Annotated in this window: 16 protein-coding genes; 9 read left to right on the top strand and 7 right to left on the bottom strand. The window is 70.8% G+C overall.

All coding sequences use genetic code 11. The annotated features are described in order from the left end of the window. Positions 1-20 precede the first annotated feature (20 nt). The 6 genes from OG974_RS18395 to OG974_RS18370 all read left to right on the top strand — a co-directional run bounded on the left by OG974_RS18395 (position 21) and on the right by OG974_RS18370 (position 8,655). The gene (locus OG974_RS18395; RefSeq protein ID WP_327283782.1) at positions 21-1,817 is read left to right on the top strand and encodes an ABC-F family ATP-binding cassette domain-containing protein; all 1,797 of its coding nucleotides are present in this window, start codon (positions 21-23) and stop codon (positions 1,815-1,817) included. A 157-nt stretch (positions 1,818-1,974) separates the two neighbouring features. Then, complete coding sequence (locus OG974_RS18390) at positions 1,975-3,663, top strand: PQQ-binding-like beta-propeller repeat protein (protein WP_371643764.1); 1,689 nt, start codon at positions 1,975-1,977, stop codon at positions 3,661-3,663. 42 nt (positions 3,664-3,705) lie between these two features. Further along, on the top strand, positions 3,706-5,496 hold the full coding sequence (locus OG974_RS18385) for a PQQ-binding-like beta-propeller repeat protein (protein ID WP_329313689.1): 1,791 nt from the start codon (positions 3,706-3,708) through the stop codon (positions 5,494-5,496). Positions 5,497-5,641: 145 nt separating this feature from the next. Next, the gene (locus OG974_RS18380; RefSeq protein WP_327283779.1) at positions 5,642-6,340 is read left to right on the top strand and encodes a response regulator transcription factor; all 699 of its coding nucleotides are present in this window, start codon (positions 5,642-5,644) and stop codon (positions 6,338-6,340) included. A gap of 109 nt (positions 6,341-6,449) precedes the next feature. Next, on the top strand, positions 6,450-7,397 hold the full coding sequence (gene galE, locus OG974_RS18375) for a UDP-glucose 4-epimerase GalE (protein ID WP_327285675.1): 948 nt from the start codon (positions 6,450-6,452) through the stop codon (positions 7,395-7,397). Between the two features lie 493 nt (positions 7,398-7,890). After that, a complete protein-coding gene (locus OG974_RS18370; protein WP_327283778.1) occupies positions 7,891-8,655 on the top strand; it encodes a response regulator transcription factor in 765 nt (254 codons plus the stop codon). On the opposite strand, the gene OG974_RS18365 is transcribed toward OG974_RS18370, so the two are convergent. Next, a complete protein-coding gene (locus tag OG974_RS18365) occupies positions 8,614-9,111 on the bottom strand; it encodes a MarR family winged helix-turn-helix transcriptional regulator (RefSeq protein ID WP_030297045.1) in 498 nt (165 codons plus the stop codon). The genes OG974_RS18370 and OG974_RS18365 overlap by 42 nt on opposite strands. 175 nt (positions 9,112-9,286) lie before the next feature. On the opposite strand from OG974_RS18365, the gene OG974_RS18360 reads away from it, so the two are divergent. Together OG974_RS18360 and OG974_RS18355 are read left to right on the top strand one after the other, a co-directional pair. Then, entirely contained in the window at positions 9,287-10,144 is an 858-nt protein-coding gene (locus OG974_RS18360) for a trans-aconitate 2-methyltransferase (RefSeq protein WP_327283777.1), read from the top strand. 2 nt (positions 10,145-10,146) lie between these two features. Then, on the top strand, positions 10,147-10,509 hold the full coding sequence (locus tag OG974_RS18355; RefSeq protein WP_327283776.1) for a VOC family protein: 363 nt from the start codon (positions 10,147-10,149) through the stop codon (positions 10,507-10,509). A gap of 102 nt (positions 10,510-10,611) precedes the next feature. On the opposite strand, the gene OG974_RS18350 is transcribed toward OG974_RS18355, so the two are convergent. Both OG974_RS18350 and OG974_RS18345 read right to left on the bottom strand, forming a co-directional pair. Beyond that, on the bottom strand, positions 10,612-11,283 hold the full coding sequence (locus OG974_RS18350; protein ID WP_030865813.1) for a TetR/AcrR family transcriptional regulator: 672 nt from the start codon (positions 11,281-11,283) through the stop codon (positions 10,612-10,614). Beyond that, complete coding sequence (locus tag OG974_RS18345; RefSeq protein ID WP_327283775.1) at positions 11,283-12,269, bottom strand: fatty acid desaturase; 987 nt, start codon at positions 12,267-12,269, stop codon at positions 11,283-11,285. Before OG974_RS18345 ends, OG974_RS18350 begins: the two co-directional genes overlap by 1 nt. Positions 12,270-12,647: 378 nt before the next feature. Here OG974_RS18345 and ppc point away from each other — a divergent pair, with 378 nt between their 5' ends. Further along, the gene (gene ppc, locus OG974_RS18340; RefSeq protein ID WP_371643761.1) at positions 12,648-15,416 is read left to right on the top strand and encodes a phosphoenolpyruvate carboxylase; all 2,769 of its coding nucleotides are present in this window, start codon (positions 12,648-12,650) and stop codon (positions 15,414-15,416) included. Between the two features lie 81 nt (positions 15,417-15,497). Here the strand turns inward: ppc and pth are convergent, their stop codons facing one another. From pth to glmU, 4 genes are all read right to left on the bottom strand, one after another. Continuing rightward, the gene (gene pth, locus OG974_RS18335; RefSeq protein ID WP_327283774.1) at positions 15,498-16,088 is read right to left on the bottom strand and encodes an aminoacyl-tRNA hydrolase; all 591 of its coding nucleotides are present in this window, start codon (positions 16,086-16,088) and stop codon (positions 15,498-15,500) included. Positions 16,089-16,179: 91 nt separating this feature from the next. Continuing rightward, a complete protein-coding gene (locus OG974_RS18330; protein ID WP_327283773.1) occupies positions 16,180-16,761 on the bottom strand; it encodes a 50S ribosomal protein L25/general stress protein Ctc in 582 nt (193 codons plus the stop codon). A 184-nt stretch (positions 16,762-16,945) separates the two neighbouring features. Then, positions 16,946-17,923, bottom strand: a complete 978-nt coding sequence (locus OG974_RS18325; protein WP_327283772.1) for a ribose-phosphate diphosphokinase — start codon at positions 17,921-17,923, stop codon at positions 16,946-16,948. Positions 17,924-18,068: 145 nt separating this feature from the next. Beyond that, the gene (glmU, locus tag OG974_RS18320) at positions 18,069-19,514 is read right to left on the bottom strand and encodes a bifunctional UDP-N-acetylglucosamine diphosphorylase/glucosamine-1-phosphate N-acetyltransferase GlmU (protein ID WP_327283771.1); all 1,446 of its coding nucleotides are present in this window, start codon (positions 19,512-19,514) and stop codon (positions 18,069-18,071) included. Positions 19,515-19,559 lie beyond the last annotated feature (45 nt).

The following is a 19,559-nucleotide window of genomic DNA, read 5'->3' as shown; positions in this document are numbered from 1 at the left end:
CCCCACCTGGAGCGCGTCTGATGGCCGTCAATCTGGTCAATGTCGAGGCAGTCAGCAAGGTGTACGGCACCCGTGCCCTGCTCGACGGCATCTCCCTCGGCGTGTCCGAGGGGGACCGGATCGGTGTCGTGGGCCGCAACGGCGACGGCAAGACCACCCTCATCCGGATGCTCGCCAAGCTGGAGGAGCCCGACACCGGTCGGGTCACCCAGAGCGGCGGCCTGCGCATGGGCGTCCTCACCCAGCACGACTCCCTCGACCCCGCGGCGACGATCCGCCACGAGATCATCCGGGACATGGCCGACCACGAGTGGGCCGGCAACGCCAAGATCCGCGACGTGCTCACCGGGCTCTTCGGCGGCCTCGACCTCCCCGGCTTCGGCCAGGGCCTCGACACCGTCATCGGCCCGCTCTCCGGCGGCGAGCGCCGCCGCATCGCGCTCGCCCAGCTGCTCATCGCGGACCAGGACCTCCTCGTCCTCGACGAGCCCACCAACCACCTCGACGTCGAGGGCATCTCCTGGCTGGCCAAGCACCTCCAGGAGCGCCGCTCCGCCCTCGTCTGCGTCACCCACGACCGGTGGTTCCTCGACCAGGTCTGCACCCGCATGTGGGACGTCCAGCGCGGCTCCGTCTTCGAGTACGAGGGCGGCTACAGCGACTACGTCTTCGCCCGCGCCGAGCGCGAGCGCATCGCCGCCACCGAGGAGTCCAAGCGGCAGAACCTGATGCGCAAGGAGTTGGCCTGGCTGCGCCGCGGCGCCCCCGCCCGGACCTCCAAGCCGCGCTACCGCATCGAGGCGGCCAACGAGCTCATCGCCGACGTGCCGCCGCCGCGCGACAAGTCCGAGCTGATGCGCTTCGCCAACGCCCGCCTCGGCAAGACCGTGTTCGACCTGGAGAACGTCACCGTCCAGGCCGGCCCGAAGGTCCTGCTCAAGCACCTCACCTGGCACCTGGGCCCCGGCGACCGCATCGGCCTCGTCGGCGTCAACGGCGCGGGCAAGACCTCGCTGCTGCGCGCCCTTGCCGAGGCGGCCCGTACCCAGGGCGACGTCCAGCCCGCCGCCGGCAGCGTCACCGTCGGCAAGACGGTCAAGCTGGCGTACCTCTCGCAGGAGGTCGGCGAACTCGACCCGTCCCTGCGGGTCCTGGAAGCCGTGCAGCGCGTGCGCGACCGCGTCGATCTCGGCAAGGGCCGTGAGATGACGGCGGGTCAGCTGTGCGAGCAGTTCGGCTTCACCAAGGAGAAGCAGTGGACGCCCGTCGGGGACCTCTCCGGTGGCGAGCGGCGCCGGCTGCAGATCCTGCGGCTGCTGATGGACGAGCCCAACGTGCTCTTCCTCGACGAGCCCACCAACGACCTCGACATCGAGACCCTCACCCAGCTGGAGGACCTCCTCGACGGCTGGCCGGGCTCGATGATCGTGATCTCCCACGACCGGTTCTTCATCGAGCGCACCACCGACACGGTGATGGCGCTGCTGGGCGACGCGAGCCTGCGGATGCTGCCGCGCGGCCTCGACGAGTACCTGGAGCGCCGCCAGAAGATGATCGAGGCGGCCGCCCCGGCACCGGCCCCGGCCGCCGCCAAGTCGACGTCCTCCGGCGACTCCCGCGCCGCGAAGAAGGAGCTCGCGAAGATCGAGCGCCAGCTCAACAAGATGTCGGACCGCGAGACGAACCTGCACGCCCAGATCGCCGAGAACGCCACCGACTTCGACAAGGTCGCGAAGCTCGACGCCGAGCTCCGCGAACTCATCTCGGAGCGGGACGAGTTGGAGATGCGCTGGCTGGAGCTGGCCGAGGAGGCCTAGATTCCGGCCCGTCAGGGGCGGCGACCGACCGGATAACGGCGTTGTCACGGGCCGGTCCTCCCTTGGGAACAGGGGACGGACCGGCCCGATGTAAGTACACCGTCAGTGGTAGAAAGGTCATCCCCCCTACGCCACCCGACGCCGAAGGTATGCGCTGATGACCGAGCCGCCCCAGCCGCCGAACCAGCCGCAGACACCTTCCGGTTACGGTCACCTCCCCGGCCCCCCGCAGTCCGGATGGGGGCACCAGCCAGCGGTAGCCGGGGGAGGGTACCCGCAGCAGGGCGACAACCCGTACGCGCAGCAGCCGCCGACGCAGCCCGTGCATCCGGTGCAGCCCGCGCCGTACGTGCCGCAGCAGGGCCATCTCCCGCCGCCGCCCCCCGGTATGCCGACCGTCGGGATGTACCCGGGCGCCGGCGCGCCGCAGCCGCCCGCGGGGAAGAAGACGGCCGTCGTCATCGCCGCCGCGGTCGCCGGCGTGCTCGTCCTCGGTGCCGGCGGTTGGTTCGCGTTCTTCGGCGGCAGTGACGACGACGTCAAGAAGCCCGTGGCGCAGAGCTCCGGGCCCGCGGACGCCGAGCCCTCCGCCGGAGTGGACAAGGGCGACGGAAGCGGCAACGGCTCCGAGCAGACCGAAGACCTCAACGCCGGCCGCAAGCAGGGCGAGGACAAGACCCTCTGGCTCAAGACCGCCAAGATCGACGGACCGGGCCTGGGCGTGGAGTCCGCCGGCCAGTGGATCGTCGGCGACACCGTCGTCAAGAGCGTCTGGAAGAACCTCACCGCCTACGGGATCACCGACGGCAAGGAGAAGTGGACGATCGCGTTCCCTGCGCCCGTCTGCTCCGTCACCCGCCAGACCACCGCCGAGGGCAAGACCGTCGTCATGTTCAAGGACGGCGACGGCGACTCCGCCACCTGCAACCAGATGAAGCAGGTCGACCTCAAGGCGGGCAAGGAAGGCTGGACGAAGGAGGTCCCGAAGGAGGGCCTCTTCGACATCATGACCAGCCCCAGCCTGGGCATCATCGGCGACACCGTCGCCGTCAGCCGCAGCGGCACCGCCAGCGCCTTCAAGGTCAGCACCGGCGACAAGCTGTTCGGCAGCGCCACCGCCGAAGGCTGCAAGCCCGACTCCTACGTCGCGGACAAGGGCAAGATGATCGCCATCTCCACCTGCTACGACGAGGACATGTCGAGCGAGGTCTCCGACGCCGACCCGGTCACCGGCAAGAAGACCTGGACCTTCAAACTGCCCGCCAAGTACAAGGTCGGCGCGGTCTACTCGCTAGACCCGTTGGTCCTCGGCATCGGCAACGAGGAGAAGAAGGAACGTGCCATCGTGGTCCTCGGCCCCGACGGCAAGCAGCGCGCCACCGTCAGCGGCGAGGGCAACTTCGCCACGGAGTGCACCAACGGCCTCTTCCGCTCGGTCGAGGTCTGCAACACCACCGCCGTGGACGCCAACACCCTCTACATGCCGACCGTAACGGAGTCCGGCAAGGCCAACGAGATCGTCGCTTTCGACCTGGGCACCGGCAAGGCCAAGTGGCGCACCCCGGCGGGCGAAGGCCGCACCATCACCCCGATCTCGGCCGCGAACGGGCAGCTGATCGCCTACCGCAAGGCAACGGCCGAACAGGGCGGCGAGGTCGTCTCGATCCCGGCCGCCGGAGGCACGCCCACCGCGCTCCTGCGCAACCCGTCGGGAACCTCCGCTCCGATCGAGAGCTCCTTCTACACCCCGAACCTCGACTACGCGGGCGGCCGGCTCTTCGTCTCCCAGACCCACCTGCGCGCCCAGGGCACGGCCGAGAAGCTCCTGATGGTCTTCGGCAAGTGAACGAGTCCACCGAGTCGCCCACCGAGAGGGCAGTAGAACCCGATGAGTAACCCGAGTACCCCGCCGCCCCCGCACCAGCCGCCGCCCGGTGGCTTCGGTGCGCCGCAGGACCCCGCGTCCGGGGGCTTCGGTGCGCCGCCGCCGGTGCCGCCGGCCGCCCCGCAGCAGCCGCCCGCGCCCCAGGGCGCCCCGCAGCAGCCGCCCGTACCGCCGACCGTGCCGGCCGGCCCGGCCGTGCCCCCGCAGGGGCAGCCGGCGTACGGCTATCCGCAGCAGGGCTACGGCTACCCGCAGCAGCAGCAGCCCGCACCCGGCACCGCCGTCCCGCCGCCCTACGGCGCGCCCACGGCCCCGATGCAGGCGGCCCAGCCCTCGGCCCCGGCCGGCCCGGGTGGCGGCGGCAACGAAAAGCGCACCCAGCTGATGATCGTCGGCGCGGCCCTGCTGGCCATCGTCCTGATCATCGCGGGCGGCTTCTGGTACGTCTCCGACGACGGCGACGGCGGGGGCGGCTCGCCCACCGCGAACGGCAGCACCGGCGGCGACAAGCCCGCCGGCGGCACCTCCGGTTCGGAGAAGGCGCCCGCCAACACCAAGTCGAAGCCGCTGTTCAACCAGCCGAACCCGACCCCCGAAGAGGTCGTCACCGTCGCGGGATCCTGGCTCACCGACTCCACGTACGTGAAGTCCGACGTGGCGAAGGTCGTCGGCTACAACACCGTCGACGGCGGCAAGAAGTGGGAGGTCCCGCTCCCGGGCGAGCTCTGCGGCGCGACCAAGCACGTCAGCGACAACAAGACCGCGATCATCTTCCGGCCGACGAAGCCCACGCCCGAGAACAAGTACCCGGCGTGCACCGAGGTCGGCGTCATCGACCTGGCCGCCGGCAAGCTCCTCTGGTCGAGCAACGCCAAGGGCGCCACCACCGGCGACAAGCCCGCCTCCTACTACGAGGTCACGCTCAGCGGCCAGACCGTCGCCGCGGGCGGCACCAGCGGCGGCGCCGCCTGGAACCTGGCCGACGGCAAGTCCCTGTGGACGCCCAAGGTCGACGGTGAGGGCTGCTACGACAGCGGTTACGCCGGCGGCGAGGCGCTCGGCGTGATCCGCAAGTGCGGCCGCGGCGACAACCAGACCCTCTACGCCCAGACCCTGGACCCGGCCACCGGCGCCCAGACCGCCTCGTACAAGCTCTCCCCGGGCATCGAGTGGGCGTCCATCGTCTCCACGAAGCCCCTGATCGTCGCCGCCGACGTCGGCAAGACCGCGAAGAACGCCACCGGCGTCAGCGACCTGTTCGTCGTCGACCCCAAGGGCGAGCTGAAGGCCCGCATCTCGCTGGCCTCCGGCAACTTCGGCGGCAAGTGCGGCGGCACCGAGGTCGAGAAGTGCTCCGGCTTCGTCGTCGGCAACGGCAAGGTCTACCTGCCCTCGATCGAGCACCAGGGCAAGGAGGCGGCCGGCCGTACGAACGAGCTGCTCTCCTTCGACCTGGAGACCGGCAAGCAGACCACCGACCGCGCCGACGCCGGTGAGCGGTACACCATGTTCCCGCTCCGCATGGACGGGGCGAACATCATTGCCTACAAGGTGCCCCCGTACGACAAGGGCGGCCAGGTCGTCAGCATCGACGGCACGACCATGAAGGAGACCGTCCTCATGGAGAACCCGGCGGAGAAGACCAGCCGCAGCGCCGAGACCGCCTTCTCGCCCGACTACTCCGAATACCGCTACCACAACGGCAAGCTCTTCATCTCCCGCACGACGGCCAGGAAGCCGTACTCGGACAAGGGCGACCCCGAGTACCTGTTCGTCTCCTTCAGCGCCAGCTGATCCCCGGCCGATCCCGGCCGCTCCCCGCAGCGGGCACGAGCCCCCGGAAGGTCCGCCTTCCGGGGGCTTCTGCGCGGTATCCGCCGCGCGCCGTCGAACAAGCGTGTAGCTTGCCGGGGCAGAAGGGGTGGGGGGTGGGTGCCCGATGGGCGTAAGGGTCATGGTGCTCGACGAGCACCGGCTGCTGGCCGAGGCACTGGCTTCGGCCCTCAAGCTGCGCGGGCACCGGGTGCTCGCCGCGGCAGCTCCCGCCGCGGGCGCCGCCGAACTGGTCATCAGCCGGGCGCCGGAGGTCTGCCTGCTGGGCACCGCCACGCCCGCCGAGCCGGGTGTCTTCGAGCCGGTCGTCCGCATCAAGCGGGAACGGCCGCAGATCGCCGTCGTCGTGCTCGGCCCGGTGCCCAGCCCGCGCGGGATCGCCGCCGCCTTCGCCGCCGGAGCCTCGGGGTACGTACGCCACGACGAGCGGATCGAAGGCGTGGAGCGGGCGCTGGCCAAGGCGCGGGCGGGGGAGGTCGCGATCTCCCCGCAGCTGCTCCAGGGAGCCTTCGCGGAGCTCCTCAACCCCGCCGCCCAGCCCGACGACGAGGGCAGCCGGCTGCTGCGGCTGCTCACCCCGCGGGAGGTGGAGGTACTGGTCCGGGTCGCCGAGGGCGAGGACACCCGGCTCATCGCCGCGGGCATGGAGATCGCACCGAGCACCGCCCGTACGCACGTGCAGCGGGTGCTGATGAAACTGGGCGTCGGCTCCCGGCTGGAGGCCGCCGCACTGGCCGCCCGGACCGGTCTGCTGGACCGGGCGGGACTGTCTCCGGCGGGCGCCGATTTCCCCGGAGGCGGTTAATCCGGTAAGCCAGTGACCGGCATGTGCACGCGCCCGCGTGCATCCCACCGCGAGAGGCAGTAGACGAGTGAGCGAGACGGCGACTTCCACAACGGCGACGTCCAAGTACATGGTCACCGGCGGCGCCGGTTACGTCGGCAGCGTCGTCGCGGCGCACCTGCTGGAGGCCGGGCACGAGGTCACCGTCCTCGACGACCTCTCCACCGGCTTCCGCGAGGGCGTCCCGGCGGGCGCCACCTTCATCGAAGGCCGGATCCAGGACGCCGAGCGGTACCTGGACGCCTCCTACGACGCGGTGCTGCACTTCGCGGCGTCCTCGCAGGTCGGCGAGTCCGTGGCCAACCCGGGCAAGTACTGGGAGAACAACGTCGGCGGCACGCTCGCCCTGCTGGCCGCGATGCGCGGCGCCGGGGTGCGCAAGCTGGTGTTCTCCTCCACCGCCGCCACCTACGGCGAGCCCACTGAGGGCCTGCTCACCGAGGACTCGGTCACCAAGCCCACCAACCCGTACGGCGCCTCGAAGCTGGCCGTCGACCACATGATCGCGGGAGAGTGCGCGGCGCACGGCGTCGGGGCGGTCTCGCTGCGCTACTTCAACGTGGCCGGCGCGTACGGGGAGTTCGGCGAGCGGCACGACCCCGAGACCCACCTGATCCCGCTGGTGCTCCAGGTCGCCCTGGGCGAGCGCGAGTCGATCTCGGTGTTCGGCGAGGACTACCCGACCCCGGACGGCACCTGCGTGCGCGACTACATCCACGTCGCCGACCTGGCCGAGGCCCACCTGGCGGCCCTGGAGGCCGCCACGGCGGGCGAGCACCTGATCTGCAACCTCGGCAACGGCAACGGCTTCTCGGTCCGCGAGGTCGTCGAGACCGTCCGCAAGGTCACGGGCGCGGAGATCCCCGAGGTCGTCGCCCCGCGCCGGGCCGGCGACCCGGCGGTGCTCGTCGCCTCCGCGCGCGCGGCCCACGAGAGGCTCGGCTGGACCCCGGCCCGCGCTGACCTCACCGGCATCATCGCGGACGCCTGGAACTTCACCCGCACGCTGCGTTCCTGACTCCCCGCCGCACCCGCGCACCGCGCCCCCCGCACTCGACCGTGCGGGGGGCGCGGTGGCGTGCGGCAGCGTGCGCGGGGAGCGCGTGCGGGCGGGTCAGCGCCGTGGACGGGCGCGCTGCGCGGGCGCTCGGAGTGCACGCGCCGGGTGAAATGCCCCCGCGCAACTGCCCGTGGCACGCACAGGTCGGAATCCGTCTTCCAAACCGTCCACATGGTCGAATTCAGGCCACGAAAAACTGGGTTCGCGCCTTCCCAACCGGAAAATCGCTCGGAAAACTTCTGCTATTCGGCCAACCGCGAGCCGCCACCCGTTCTACGCTGATGCGTAACACCGGTGGGGGCCGGTGTTGATTCAGGGGTCGAGACACGCCGGGTACGGCGTCCGGTCCGGGGTAGTGCAGAGATGTCTCGGCGGCGGCCGCGGCAGCTGCGGATCACCCGGTCCGGGCGCCGTACCCGCAGTCGTCCGTTCCCCGACCCTTGGGGGTTTTGTGGTTCGCATCCGGGTTCTCGTGGTCGACGATCACCGCATCTTCGCCGAATCGCTCGCAGCCGCGCTCGCGGCCGAGCCCGACGTGGACGTGTCCGCGGCCGGCAGCGGTCCCGCCGCGCTGCGCTGCCTCGAACGGGCGGTGGCCGAGGGCCGCCGCTTCGACGTCCTGCTCGTCGACGCCGACCTCGGCGCCGCCGCCGGCACCGTGCCCGCCCAGCGCGAGTCGGGCTCCGGCCCGCCGCCCGGCGCAGACGGGATCGCCCTGGTCGCGGGGGTGCGGGTGTCCCACCCCGGGGTCCGCACCGTCGTGCTCGCCGAGCGCGACGACCCGCGCCGGGCCGCGCTCGCCCTTCAGGCCGGGGCTTCCGGGTGGGTGGCGAAGGACTGCTCGCTCTCACGGCTGCTGGCCGTCATCCGCGGGGTCCTGCGCGAGGAGACCCACCTTCCGCCCGCGCTGCTCACCGGAGTGCTGCGGGAACTGACCGCCGCGCGCAAGCACCGTACGGACAGCGAGCGGCTCGTGGAGTCCCTCACGCCGCGCGAACACGAGGTGCTGCGCTGCATGGTGGCGGGGCTGGGCCGCAAGGACGTGGCGGCGCGGCTGTTCCTGTCCCCGCACACGGTCCGCACGCACATGCAGAACGTGCTGGGCAAGCTCGGGGTGCACTCCACGCTCGCGGCGGTGGCACTGGCCCGCCGGGCCGGGGTGCGGCCGGCCGACCTAGCCGGGGATGTTGTCGAACGGAGCGGTCAACTGGCGTAGCAGCGCCGCGAGGTCACCGCGCTGGGCCTGGGAGAGCTGGGCGAGGATCGCCCGCTCCTGGGCCAGCAGGCCAGCCAGGGCCTGGTCGGCGCGGTCGCGGCCCTCCGGCGTCAGTCGGACCAGCACCCCGCGCCGGTCGTTGGGGTCGGGCAGCCGCTCGACGAGGCCCTTCTTCGCGAGCCGGTCGATGCGGTTGGTCATGGTGCCCGAGGTGACCAGGGTCTGCGTCAGCAGCTGGCCGGGGGAGAGCTGGTAGGGGGCACCGGCGCGGCGCAGCGACGTCAGGACGTCGAACTCCCAAGGCTCCAGGCCGTGCTCGGAGAAGGCCAGCCTGCGGGCGCGGTCGAGATGGCGAGCGAGCCTGCTGACGCGACTCAGTACTTCGAGCGGTTCCACGTCGAGGTCAGGGCGCTCCCGCCGCCATGCCGCGACCAATCGGTCGACCTCGTCCTCCATGCCGATCAGTGTAAGGGGTCTGTCGACGTGAAGTCTCTTTAAATCGAGGATCTCGGGAATAGATATCTCGATGTCGTGAGTCTTGACGTCAAGATATATTTTGGGCGACGATGGGCATGGAGGGTGCCGGAACGGCTTCCGCTTCCACCCGCCATGCCAGCAGGGAGGCTCGAACATGCATTCCGATACCGCGTCGGCAAGGATTCCCGCCGCCGCCACCCAGGCCGCGCCCACCTGGGACCCGCAGCAATACCTCCGGCACGCAGGACACCGAACCCGACCCTTCCTCGACCTCCTGCACCGGATACCCGAACTGCCGACCCGCCCCGCCCGCATCGCCGACCTCGGCTGCGGACCCGGCAACGTCACCGCGCTCCTCGCCGATCGCTGGCCCGACGCCCGCATCACCGGCTTCGACCTGTCCCCGGAGATGCTCCGGCGCGCCGATGCCGAGTACGCGGGCGAGACCGCCGGCGGCGGCAGCCTCGACTTCCGCCCCGGCGACCTCGCGAACTGGCTCCCCGAGGAGCCCTACGACCTGATCGTTTCCAACGCTGCCCTCCAGTGGGTCCCGAGCCACCCCGGCTCCTTCCCCGCCTGGATCAACGGGCTGCGCCCCGGTGGCACCTTCGCCTTCCAGATCCCCGGCAACTACACCGCCCCCAGCCACGCCCTCCTCGCCCGGCTCTGCGACACCCCGCGCTGGCGCGAGCGGCTGGGCGGCCACGGTGCCCGCTACGTCCACCTCCTCGAACCCGCGGAATACCTGGCCCGGTTCACCGAGCTGGGCTGCGCCGTTGACACGTGGGAGACGACGTACCACCAGATGCTGTCCGGCCCCGATCCGGTGCTCGACTGGGTCAAGGGCACCGCTCTGCGGCCCGTCCTCACCGCCCTCGGGGACGACCGGGAGGCCGTGGACGCGTTCCTCTCCGAATACCGCGAGTTGTTGCGCGAGGCCTATCCGCCCGGTCCGCGCGGCACGGTGTTCCCGTTCCGCCGGATCTTCGCCGTTGCCCGTAAGGAGTCCTGACCGTGCTGACCGCAGTCGACCACGTCCAACTCGCCGCGCCGCCCGGCTCGGAGGACCTGCTCCGCGCGTACTACGTCCACGTGCTCGGCATGACCGAGGTTTCCAAACCCCCCGTCCTCGCCGCCCGCGGCGGCTGCTGGTTCGCCGCCGGGCCCGTACAGCTGCACCTGGGCGTCGAGGAGGACTTCCGGCCCGCCCGCAAGGCGCACCCCGGGCTGCGGGTGACCGGGATCGAGGCGTACGCGGCCGGCCTGGAGGAACGGGGCGCCGAGGTCGTCTGGGACGACAACCTGCCGGGGCACCGCCGCTTCTACTCCGAGGACCCCGTCGGCAACCGGATCGAGTTCCTGGAACCCCTCGGCTGACGGCCCGGGTGCCCGACTGCCCGACCCCTCGATGATGTGGTGCGACGCGACGGCGCCCCGCCACCGGACCACCGGTGACGGGGCGCCGTCGCGCCGCGGCGTTCAGCTCTTGCGGTGGCCCACCAGCCGCGGTTTCGACTCCAGCCCGTCCAGCCCGTGCCAGGCCAGGTTCACCAGATGCGCCGCGACCTCCGCCTTCTTCGGCCGGCGCACGTCCAGCCACCACTGCCCGGTCAGCGCGACCATCCCGACCAGCGCCTGCGCGTACAGCGGGGCCAGCTTCGGATCGAACCCGCGCGCCTTGAACTCCAGTCCCAGGATGTCCTCGACCTGCGTGGCGATGTCACTGATCAGCGACGCGAACGTACCCGTCGACTGGGCCACCGGCGAGTCCCGCACCAGGATGCGGAAGCCGTCCGTGTACGACTCGATGTAGTCCAGCAGCGCGAACGCCGCCTGCTCCAGCAGCTCCCGCGGATGTCCGGCCGTCAGCGCACCCGTCACCCCGTCCAGCAGCTGGCGCATCTCCCGGTCCACGACGACCGCGTACAGGCCCTCCTTGCCCCCGAAGTGCTCGTACACCACCGGCTTGGACACCCCGGCCTTCGCCGCGATCTCCTCCACCGACGTGCCCTCGAAGCCCTTCTCCGCGAACAGGGTGCGGCCGATGTCCAGCAGTTGCTGACGCCGCTCGGCGCCCGTCATCCGGACCCGACGGCCACGCCGGGGCTTGTCGCTGCTGGAACTGCTGCCGTCGATCGCCACGTCCCCCATCATGCCGCGTTCGACGCGTTTTCCCTGCGCCGGGCGTCGAGACGGGCACCGGACGGCCAGCGCACGTCCGTCGCCCAGCCCGCCAGCTCGAACCAGCGGATCAGCCGGGCACTGGAGTCGACCTGGCCGCGCAGCACCCCGTGCCGCGCCGACGTCGGGTCCGCGTGGTGCAGGTTGTGCCAGGACTCCCCGCACGAGAGCACCGCCAGCCACCACACGTTGCCCGAACGGTCCCGGGACTTGAACGGACGCTTGCCCACCGCGTGACAGATCGAGTTGATCGACCACGTCACGTGGTGCAGCAGCGCGACGCGCACCAGCGAACCCCAGAAGAACGCCGTGAACGCGCCCCACCACGACATCGTCACCAGGCCGCCGACCAGGGGCGGGATCGCCAGCGACACGATCGTCCAGAGCACGAAGTCACGCGAGATCCGCCGGATCGCCGGGTCCTTGATCAGATCGGGGGCGTACTTCTGCTGATCGGTCTGCTCCTCGTCGAACAGCCACCCGATGTGCGCCCACCACAGCCCCTTCATCAGCGCCGGGACCGTCTCCCCGAACCGCCACGGCGAATGGGGGTCGCCCTCGTGGTCGGAGAACTTGTGGTGCCTGCGGTGGTCCGCCACCCAGCGCACCAGGGGCCCCTCCACCGCCATCGAACCCATCACGGCGAGCACGATCCGCAGCGGCCGCTTCGCCTTGAAGGAACCGTGCGTGAAGTACCGGTGGAAGCCGATCGTGATCCCGTGGCAGGCCAGGAAGTACATGAACACCATCAGGCCGAGGTCCAGCCAGCTCACTCCCCAGCCCCAGACCAGCGGAACGGCCGCCAGCAGGGCCAGGAAGGGAACGACGATGAACAACAGCAGGGCGATCTGCTCGACGGACCGCTTGTTCTCGCCTCCGAGCGTCGCGGAGGGCACGGGGGAGTCGGTATCGGAGGCCGCCGAGGCGTCCTCGATCAGCTCGGGACTGGTGGTCATGAGGGTCCCCTGGGGGGTGAGGAATCGGCAGGCGCCGGGGGGCGCCTGCCCAGGCTACGGATGCGTAACCTACGGCAACGTAAGTATGGCAAAGCCTGCGCCCGCGACAAGAGGAGCGCGGCCGGGCCCGAGGCGCTCTCAAGGGCGCCCGACACTGCCCGCGCGCCGCCTGGTGAGACGTTTAGCGAGGCACGAGGCCCGGACACCTATCCTGGTGTCGTCGGACAGCGCGGTCCGCACGGGCAGCCGAGCTGCGCACCAGGTGGGGGACACCCTCTGGGCCCCTCCCAGCGACAGCGGGAGAAGGTCCGGGGACACCCCCGCGCATGCCGGAGCCCACCTCCCAGTAGCGCTCGAACACTGCAAGGAGCCGCACCTGTGAGCAGTGCTGACCAGGCCTCCTCCACCCCGGCCAAGGCCCCGGCCACCGCCGTCGCCGCCGCCAACGCGGAACTGCGGGCGGACATCCGCCGCCTCGGCGACCTCCTCGGCGAGACCCTCGTCCGTCAGGAAGGCCAAGAACTCCTCGACCTCGTCGAACAAGTGCGCGCCCTGACCCGCACCGACGGCGAAGCCGCCGCCGCACTGCTCGGCGACACCGACCTGGAGACCGCCGCCAAGCTGGTGCGCGCCTTCTCCACCTACTTCCACCTCGCCAACGTCACCGAACAGGTACACCGCGGCAAGGAACTGCGCGCCCACCGGGCCGCCGAGGGCGGGCTCCTCGCGCGCACCGCCGACATGCTCAAGGACGCCGACCCCGAGCACCTGCGCGAGACGGTCCGCAACCTCAACGTGCGCCCCGTCTTCACCGCGCACCCCACCGAGGCGGCCCGCCGCAGCGTCCTCAACAAGCTGCGCCGCATCGCCGCGCTGCTGGAGGAGCCCGTTACCGGCGCCGGCGAACGCCGCCGCCACGACCTGCGCCTGGCCGAGAACATCGACCTCGTCTGGCAGACCGACGAGCTGCGCGTCGTACGCCCCGAACCCGCCGACGAGGCCCGCAACGCCATCTACTACCTCGACGAGCTGCACGCCGGCGCCGTCGGCGACGTCCTCGAAGACCTCGCCGCCGAGCTCCAGCGCGTCGGCGTCGAGCTGCCCGCGGGCACCCGCCCGCTCACCTTCGGCACCTGGATCGGTGGCGACCGCGACGGCAACCCCAACGTCACCCCCGACGTCACCCGCGACGTACTGATCCTCCAGCACGAACACGGCATCACCGACGCCCTCGAACTCGTCGACTTCCTGCGCGGCCTGCTGTCGAACTCCATCCGCTACACCGGCGCCACCGAGGAACTCCTCTCCTCCCTCCAGGCCGACCTCGAACGCCTCCCCGAGATCAGCCCGCGCTACAAGCGGCTCAACGCCGAAGAGCCCTACCGCCTCAAGGCCACCTGCATCCGGCAGAAGCTCGTCAACACCCGCGAGCGCCTCGCCAAGGGCACCCCCCACGAGGACGGCCGCGACTACCTCGGCACCGCCGAGCTCCTCACCGACCTCACCCTCATCCAGACCTCCCTGCGCGAACACCGCGGCGCCCTCTTCGCCGACGGCCGCATGGACCGCACCATCCGCACGCTGGCCGCCTTCGGCCTCCAGCTCGCCACCATGGACGTCCGCGAACACGCCGACGCCCACCACCACGCCCTCGGTCAGCTCTTCGACCGGCTCGGCGAGGAGTCCTGGCGCTACGCGGACATGCCCCGCGACTACCGGGGCAAGCTCCTCGCCAAGGAACTCCGCTCCCGGCGCCCCCTCGCCCCCACCCCCGCGCCCCTGGACGCCGCCGGCCACAAGACCCTCGGCGTCTTCTTCGCGATCAAGGACGCCTTCGAGAAGTTCGGCCCCGAAGTCATCGAGTCCTACATCATTTCGATGTGCCAGGGCGCCGACGACGTCTTCGCCGCGGCCGTCCTCGCTCGCGAAGCCGGGCTCATCGACCTCCACGCGGGCTGGGCCAAGATCGGCATCGTCCCGCTCCTGGAAACCACCGACGAGCTCCGCGCCGCCGACGTCATCCTCGACGAGATGCTGGCCGACCCCTCCTACCGGCGCCTCGTCTCCCTGCGCGGCGACGTCCAGGAGGTCATGCTCGGTTACTCCGACTCCTCCAAGTTCGGCGGCATCACCACCAGCCAGTGGGAGATCCACCGAGCCCAGCGCCGCCTGCGCGACGTCGCCCACCGCTACGGCGTGCGGCTGCGCCTCTTCCACGGCCGCGGCGGCACCGTCGGCCGCGGCGGCGGCCCCTCCCACGACGCGATCCTCGCCCAGCCCTGGGGCACCCTCGAAGGCGAGATCAAGGTCACCGAACAGGGCGAGGTCATCTCCGACAAGTACCTCGTCCCGTCCCTGGCCCGCGAAAACCTCGAACTGACCGTCGCGGCCACCCTGCAGGCCTCCGCCCTGCACACGGCCCCCCGCCAGTCCCACGACGACCTCGCCCGCTGGGACGCGGCCATGGACACCGTCTCCGACGCCGCGCACGCCGCCTACCGCGCACTCGTCGAAGACCCCGACCTGCCCGCCTACTTCTTCGCGGCCACCCCCGTCGACCAGCTCGCCGACCTCCACCTCGGCTCGCGCCCCTCCCGCCGCCCCGACTCGGGCGCCGGCCTCGACGGACTGCGCGCCATCCCCTGGGTCTTCGGCTGGACCCAGTCCCGCCAGATCGTCCCCGGCTGGTACGGAGTCGGCTCCGGCCTCAAGGCCCTGCGCGAGGCCGGCGGCGAAACCGCCCTCGCCGAGATGGGCGAGCGCTGGCACTTCTTCCGCAACTTCCTCTCCAACGTCGAAATGACGCTGGCGAAGACCGACCTGCGGATCGCCCGCCACTACGTCGACACCCTCGTCCCGGACGACCTCAAGCACGTCTTCGCCCAAATCGAGGCCGAACACGAGCTCACCGTCCGCGAAGTCCTGCGCATCACCGGCGGTGAGAAGCTCCTCGACTCCCACCCCGTCCTCCAGCAGACCTTCGCCGTCCGCGACGCCTACCTCGACCCCATCTCCTACCTCCAGGTCTCCCTCCTCGCCCGCCAGCGCGCCGCCGCCGAACGCGGAGAAGACCCCGACCCGCTGCTCGCCCGAGCCCTGCTGCTCACCGTCAACGGCGTGGCCGCCGGTCTGCGCAACACCGGCTGACCGCGCAACGCACGAAGACCCCCGCCGTCCGGACCGGACGGCGGGGGTCTTCGTACATCAGGCGGCTCAGGAGTTGGCGGCTCAGGAGTTGTACGCCGACTGGGCGCGCTCCAGGCCCTCCGCGATCAGGCACTCCACGGAATCCGCCGCCCGGTCCACGAACCAGTCCAGCTCCTTGCGCTCCGTCGACGAGAAGTCCTTCAGCACGAAGTCCGCCACCTGCATGCGGCCCGGCGGACGGCCGATGCCGCACCGCACCCGGTGGTAGTCGCCGCCCATCGACTTCGTCATCGACTTCAGGCCGTTGTGCCCGTTGTCCCCGCCGCCCAGCTTCAGCCGCAGGGTCGGATAGTCGATGTCCAGCTCGTCATGGACCGCCACGATCCGGTCCAGCGGCACCTTGTAGAAGTCGCGCAGCGCCGTCACCGGGCCGCCCGACAAGTTCATGAACGACATGGGCTTCGCCAGCACGACCCGGCGGTTCGCCGGCCCCGGCGGACCCATCCGGCCCTCGACCACCTGCGCCCGCGCCTTGTGCGCCTTGAACTTCCCGCGCATCCGCTCGGCCAGCAGATCGACCACCATGAACCCGATGTTGTGGCGGTTGCCCGCGTACTCAGCTCCCGGGTTCCCGAGGCCCACGATCAGCCAGGGCGCCGCGTCGTCCGACATCAAAAGCTCCTTATACGAAGACGACCGCCGTCCCGCTCCAGTGGAGCCGGACGGCGGTCGTTCAGCAAGTGCTGAGGGGGGAAGGCGAGGCTCAGGCCTCGGTGCCCTCGGCCTCGGCGGCCGGCTCCTCGGCCTGCGGGGCGACGACCTGCAGGACGGCGATGTCGCCGTCGACGGCCAGCGTGGTGCCGGCCGGCAGGACCAGGTCGGACGCGTGGATGGTGGCGCCGGCCTCAAGGCCCTCGATCGAGACGGTGACCTCGGTCGGGATGTGGGTGGCCTCGGCCTCGACGGAGATGGTGTTCTGGAGGGTCTCCAGCATGTTGCCGCCGGCGGCCAGGTCGCCCTCGGTGACGATCGCGACGTCGACGGTGACCTTCTCGCCCTTCTTGACGATCAGGAAGTCGACGTGGGAGATCGAGCGCTTCAGCGGGTGCTTCTGCACGGCCTTCGGGATGACCAGCTCGGTGCCGCCGTCCTTGATGTCCAGGGAGATCAGGACGTTCGGGGTGCGCAGCGCCAGCTGAAGGGTGTGGGCGTCGACGTTGACGTGCTTCGGGTCGGTGCCGTGGCCGTAGATGACGGCGGGGGTCAGGGCGTCGCGACGGGCCTGACGGGCAGCGCCCTTGCCGAAGTCGGTGCGGGTCTCGGCGGCGATCTTGATCTCGGACATGCTCACTCCTCGTGGGGTGACGGAAAGCGGACAGAGTCACCCGGCCGGAACGGCCTGCTACGAAGAGCGCGTCGATAACGGAGCGCCGGCACCTGGGCAAACAGGTACGGCCTCCCTCGCCGAGCAACTCATGGAGTGTACCCGGGCGGGGGAGGCCGCACCAAAAGGATCTACCGCGCAGCGGCTACTGCTGCTCCTCGAAGAGGCTGGTGACCGAGCCGTCCTCGAAGACCTCGCGCACCGCGCGCGCGACCATCGGCGCGATCGACAGGACCGTGATCTTGTCGAGCTCCAGATCGGACGGGTCCGGGAGGGTGTTCGTGAAGATGAACTCGCTGACCTTCGAGTTCTTCAGGCGGTCCGCCGCCGGCCCCGACAGGATGCCGTGCGTGGCCGTCACGATGACGTCCTCCGCGCCGTGCGCGAACAGCGCGTCGGCCGCGGCGCAGATGGTGCCGCCGGTGTCGATCATGTCGTCGACCAGGACGCACACCCGGCCGCGGACCTCGCCGACGACCTCGTGGACCGTCACCTGGTTGGCGACGTCCTTGTCGCGCCGCTTGTGCACGATGGCCAGCGGGGCGTCCAGGCGGTCACACCAGCGGTCGGCGACGCGTACGCGGCCGGCGTCCGGGGACACGATCGTCAGCTTGGTGCGGTCGACCTTCGCGCCCACGTAGTCCGCGAGGACCGGCAGCGCCGAAAGGTGGTCCACCGGGCCGTCGAAGAAGCCCTGGATCTGGTCCGTGTGCAGGTCGACCGTCAGGATGCGGTCCGCACCCGAGGTCTTCAGCAGGTCGGCCACCAGGCGGGCCGAGATCGGCTCGCGGCCCTTGTGCTTCTTGTCCTGGCGGGCGTACCCGTAGGACGGGATGATCACGGTGATGGAGCGGGCCGACGCGCGCTTCAGCGCGTCGATCATGATCAGCTGCTCCATGATCCACTTGTTGATCGGAGCCGTGTGGCTCTGGATCAGGAAGCAGTCCGCGCCACGAGCCGACTCCTGGAAGCGGACGTAGATCTCACCGTTCGCGAAGTCGAAAGCCTTGGTCGGCACGAGGCCGACGCCCAACTGGTGCGCAACCTCCTCGGCCAGCTCGGGGTGGGCGCGGCCGGAGAAGAGCATCAGCTTCTTCTCGCCGGTCGTCTTGATCCCGGTCACAGCACAGTCTCCTCAGACGTGTTGAAAGCTGCTCGCCCCCGTGTGCGTCCGTCCCGCACACGGTGAGCCAGCCGAATTGCGTGCACCTATCACGGTACGCCGTCCCGGGCGTACCTGTTTCCGGTCAGTTCACCTCAACGAGGTTTCAACGCGGGTCGGAGTCCTCATGGACCGCCGACTGCGCCGCCGTTGCAGCGGCACTTCCCGGACGCTTGCGGGCCACCCAGCCCTCGATATTCCGCTGCTGGCCGCGGGCCACTGCCAGCGCACCGGGCGGCACGTCCTTGGTGATCACCGAGCCGGCCGCCGTGTAGGCGCCGTCCCCGATGGTGACGGGCGCCACAAACATGTTGTCCGAACCCGTCTTGCAGTGTGAGCCGACCGTGGTGTGGTGCTTGTGCTCACCGTCGTAGTTCACGAACACGCTGGCCGCGCCGATGTTGCTGTACTCGCCGATGGTCGCGTCGCCCACGTACGACAGGTGCGGCACCTTCGTGCCCTCGCCGATCGTCGCGTTCTTCATCTCCACGTAGGTGCCGGCCTTCGCCTTCGCACCCAGGTGCGTGCCCGGACGCAGGTACGCGTACGGACCCACGGACGCCGACTCCCCGACGACCGCCGTGTCCGCCACCGTGTTGTCCACCCGGGCCCGCGGACCCACCTGCGTGTCCTTGAGCCGCGTGTTCGGACCGACCTCGGCGCCCTCCGCCACGTGCGTCGCACCCAGCAGCTGCGTACCCGGGTGGACGATCGCGTCCTGCCCGAACGTCACCGTCACGTCCACGAACGTACTCGCCGGGTCGACGACCGTCACGCCCGCGAGCATCGCCTGCTCCAGCAGACGTGCGTTGAGCAGTGCGCGGGCCTGCGCGAGCTGGACGCGGTTGTTGATGCCCAGGATCTGCCGGTGGTCGCCGCCGACGGCCGCCCCGACGCGGTGACCGGCCTCGCGCAGGATGCCGAGCACGTCCGTGAGGTACTCCTCGCCCTGGCTGTTGTCCGTACGCACCTTGCCGAGGGCGTCGGCGAGCAGGGCGCCGTCGAAGGCGAAGACCCCGGAGTTGATCTCCTGGATCGCACGCTGCGCGTCGGTGGCGTCCTTGTGTTCGACGATCGCCGTCACGGCCCCGTCCTCGCCGCGGATGATCCGGCCGTAGCCGGTGGAGTCCGGGACCTCGGCGGTGAGCACGGTGACGGCGTTGCCGTCGGCCTCGTGCGTCTGCACGAGCTGCTGCAGGGTCTCGCCGGTCAGCAGCGGGGTGTCGCCGCAGACGACGACCACGGTGCCGGACGGCTGCCCGCCCAGCTCTTCGAGGGCCATGCGGACGGCGTGCCCGGTGCCGTTCTGCTCGTACTGGACGGCGGTGCGCACGCCGGCGTCGACCTCCGCGAGATGCGCGGTGACCTGCTCGCGGGCGTGGCCGACGACGACCACGAGGTGTGCGGGGTCCAGCTCGCGCGAGGCGGCGACGACGTGGCCCACGAGCGAGCGCCCGCAGATCTCGTGCAGAACCTTGGGAGTGGCCGACTTCATGCGGGTGCCTTCACCCGCTGCGAGTACGACGACGGCTGCCGGGCGGTTGGCGCTCACGGGTGTGCCCTTCGGCTTCGGGTGCTGGACCCGTGAAGGATACCG

The organism is Streptomyces sp. NBC_00597 (assembly GCF_041431095.1).
GTDB lineage: Bacteria > Actinomycetota > Actinomycetes > Streptomycetales > Streptomycetaceae > Streptomyces.
Note: the sequence above shows the minus strand (reverse complement) of the source record. Positions and strands in the feature narration are given on the sequence as shown.